The sequence below is a fragment of the Streptococcus oralis genome (genome assembly GCF_001579175.1).
GTDB classification, from domain to species: Bacteria; Bacillota; Bacilli; order Lactobacillales; family Streptococcaceae; genus Streptococcus; species Streptococcus oralis_O.
This window is the reverse complement of record NZ_KQ970762.1, coordinates 9,942-12,585: the sequence shown is the minus strand read 5'-3', so window position 1 is coordinate 12,585 and position 2,644 is coordinate 9,942. Positions and strand designations below refer to the sequence as shown.

Annotated in this window: 4 protein-coding genes; all 4 read left to right on the top strand. The window is 41.9% G+C overall.

Annotation, left to right across the window (positions count from 1 at the left end):
• Nucleotides 1-566, top strand: a 566-nt coding sequence (locus tag SORDD24_RS09445; protein WP_231082749.1) for a M20/M25/M40 family metallo-hydrolase, incomplete at its 5' end; no start/stop codon positions are given.
• A gap of 11 nt (nucleotides 567-577) precedes the next feature.
• Nucleotides 578-1,117 (top strand): 5-formyltetrahydrofolate cyclo-ligase, encoded by a 540-nt coding sequence (locus SORDD24_RS09440; protein WP_061409852.1) that lies wholly within the window; start codon nucleotides 578-580, stop codon nucleotides 1,115-1,117.
• Complete coding sequence (locus SORDD24_RS09435; protein WP_061409850.1) at nucleotides 1,101-1,781, top strand: rhomboid family intramembrane serine protease; 681 nt, start codon at nucleotides 1,101-1,103, stop codon at nucleotides 1,779-1,781. Before SORDD24_RS09440 ends, SORDD24_RS09435 begins: the two co-directional genes overlap by 17 nt.
• Before the next feature lie 186 nt (nucleotides 1,782-1,967).
• Nucleotides 1,968-2,495, top strand: coding sequence for a P-loop nucleotide/nucleoside kinase family protein (locus SORDD24_RS09430; RefSeq protein ID WP_061409848.1), 528 nt, complete (start codon nucleotides 1,968-1,970; stop codon nucleotides 2,493-2,495).
• Nucleotides 2,496-2,644 lie beyond the last annotated feature (149 nt).

Sequence of the window (2,644 nt, the reverse complement as noted above, 5' to 3'; positions counted from 1 at the left end):
CAGCCTTCCCGCATGAGGCCAATGATGCCTTGGTGGCTGCTAGCTACTTTATCACTCAGGTGCAGTCAGTTGTCAGCCGCAATGTCAACCCAATCGAGGGAGCAGTGGTGACCTTTGGTGTTTTCCAAGCTGGTGTTGCGAATAATGTCATCACAGATACAGCCTTTTTACATGGTACCATTCGAGCCTTGACCCAGGACATGAGTCTCTTGGTGCAAAAGAGAGTTAGGACAGTAGCGGAGGGAGTTGCAGCAGCCTTTGGGATGGAAGTCGAAATCGAACTTAAACAAGGAGGCTACCTCCCTGTTGAGAACAATCCGGCCTTGGCGCGTGAACTGATGGACTTCTTTGGAGAAAAAGATGGAATTGAGTTGATTGATATCGAGCCTGCTATGACAGGTGAAGATTTTGGTTATCTCCTTTCGAAAGTAGACGGCGTTATGTTTTGGTTAGGTATCGATAGTCCCTACGCCCTTCATCACCCTCAGATGAGTCCCAAGGAAGAAGCCTTAGCTATTGGAGTGGATGCGGTCTCTAGCTTTCTTAAAAAGAAGGCAGCAGAGTAGAGGGCTTATCTATGAAATCGAAATTACGCAAGCAAGTCTTGCAAGAAATGAAGGCAGTTCCTCAGAAGCAAAAAATTGCTATGGATCAAGCTTTAACCGAACGATTTTTGAATCATCCTGTTTACCACGAGGCTAAGGTCGTCGCAACCTACCTCTCTTTTCCGCATGAGTTTCAAACGCAGGGACTGATTGACCAGGCGCTGAAGGACGGCAAAAAAGTTTTGATACCAAAAACCTATCCCAAGGGGCGCATGGACTTTGTGGTCTACGATCCGCAGCAGTTGAAAAAAACTTCCTTTGGTTTACTGGAGCCCCAAGGGGACTTGGAAGTGGTGGATGCCTCTCAGATTGATTTGATTCATGTTCCAGGCTTGGCTTTTACAAGAGAGGGGTATCGGATTGGATATGGCGGAGGCTATTACGACCGCTATCTGGAGAATTTTGCTGGTCAGACCATGAGTACAATCTATCCTTGTCAAGTTCAGGAGTTTAACTCTGAAGACCATGATATTGCTGTTCAGGAGGTGCTAATCTATGAAGGAAATCTTTGATAAACGTCACCCTGTGACTAGTTTTTTCCTCCTAGTGACTGGCTTTGTATTTTTACTGATGCTGATTACTACGGGTATCAACTTTGATCGGGTCAAAACTCTGTTTCAGTTTGGAGCTATGTATGGACCGATCATTCGCCTGTTCCCTGAGCAACTATGGCGCCTTTTTTCGGCTATATTTGTGCATATTGGTTGGGAACATTTTATCGTCAATATGCTTTCACTCTACTTTCTTGGAGAACAGGTGGAGGAGATTTTCGGCTCCAAGCAGTTCTTTTTTCTCTATCTCTTATCAGGAATGATGGGCAATCTCTTTGTGTTTGCTTTCACACCGAAAGTCCTAGCAGCAGGAGCATCCACCTCCCTCTATGGACTATTTGCTGCGATTATCGTTTTGCGTTACGCGACTCGCAACCCCTATATCCAGCAGTTAGGACAATCCTACCTGACGCTTTTCGTGATAAATATCATTGGAAGTGTTCTAATTCCAGGAATCAGCCTAGCAGGGCATATTGGTGGCGCAGTCGGTGGAGCATTTCTAGCAGTTATCTTTCCAGTCAAATGGGAAAAAAGGATGTTTAGTACCAGTCAGCGAATCGGAGCAACCCTACTTTTTGTCGCACTAGCCGTTTTCCTTTTCTACAAAGGAATGAGCTATGTGTAGGGGTGGGATAGTTAAATGAGCATGGATTCAGTTGCTAATAAGTCATCTACAAAGATGGCTTTTTGGTTGCAAAATTGGAAGGATAGCGAGTTTTTTGTATCTTACGATTTGATGAATTTGTCTTATCTTTAATAGACTAAAAAATGCTATAATAGTCAATGATAAAAGAATGGACGAGGTAGTCAAATGGAAAATTGCGTTTACATCATTTCAGGTCCTCCTGGTGTTGGGAAAAGCACAGTCAGTAAGGAGTTGGCTTATTCTTTTAAGAAGAGTGCAGTAATTGAAGGCGACATGATTTATTTAATGATTAAAGGAGGACTCGTGGCTCCTTGGGAAGATGATGGTTATTATATGGATTTATTTTGGGATAATATCATCAGTCTAATCAATAATTTCATTGACCGAGGCATTACCGTTGTGATAGAATATGTCATTTTTGAAGAGCAACTAAAGAAAATTGCAACTTTCTTAAAAGAAAAACAAATCAGTTTAAAATACTGTGTCCTGCTGGCTGAAGAAGAAACCTTGAAAAAACGAGATTCCTTAAGGAAAGAAATTGAGAGAACAGGCGATTTATCAATCCAGTCAAGAAATGAGTTCCTAGCTAATAATATCAAAAAAAATCACTTGCTGTTTACAGATCAGTTAGATGCTAGAGAAACGGCTCGAATCATCAAAACGTCAAGCAGATTTGTGTTTGAAATTCTGTAGTCAGTGGCAAAGTACCAAGATTGAGATGGAAGATTGACAGAGACACTTCAGCAATTTTAAACCGCATGCAATTTTTGTAAAGTAAAAGCATCTCTAGAGAACAAATTCTAGAGATACTTTTTTTACATATGCAAGATGGATTATTCCCC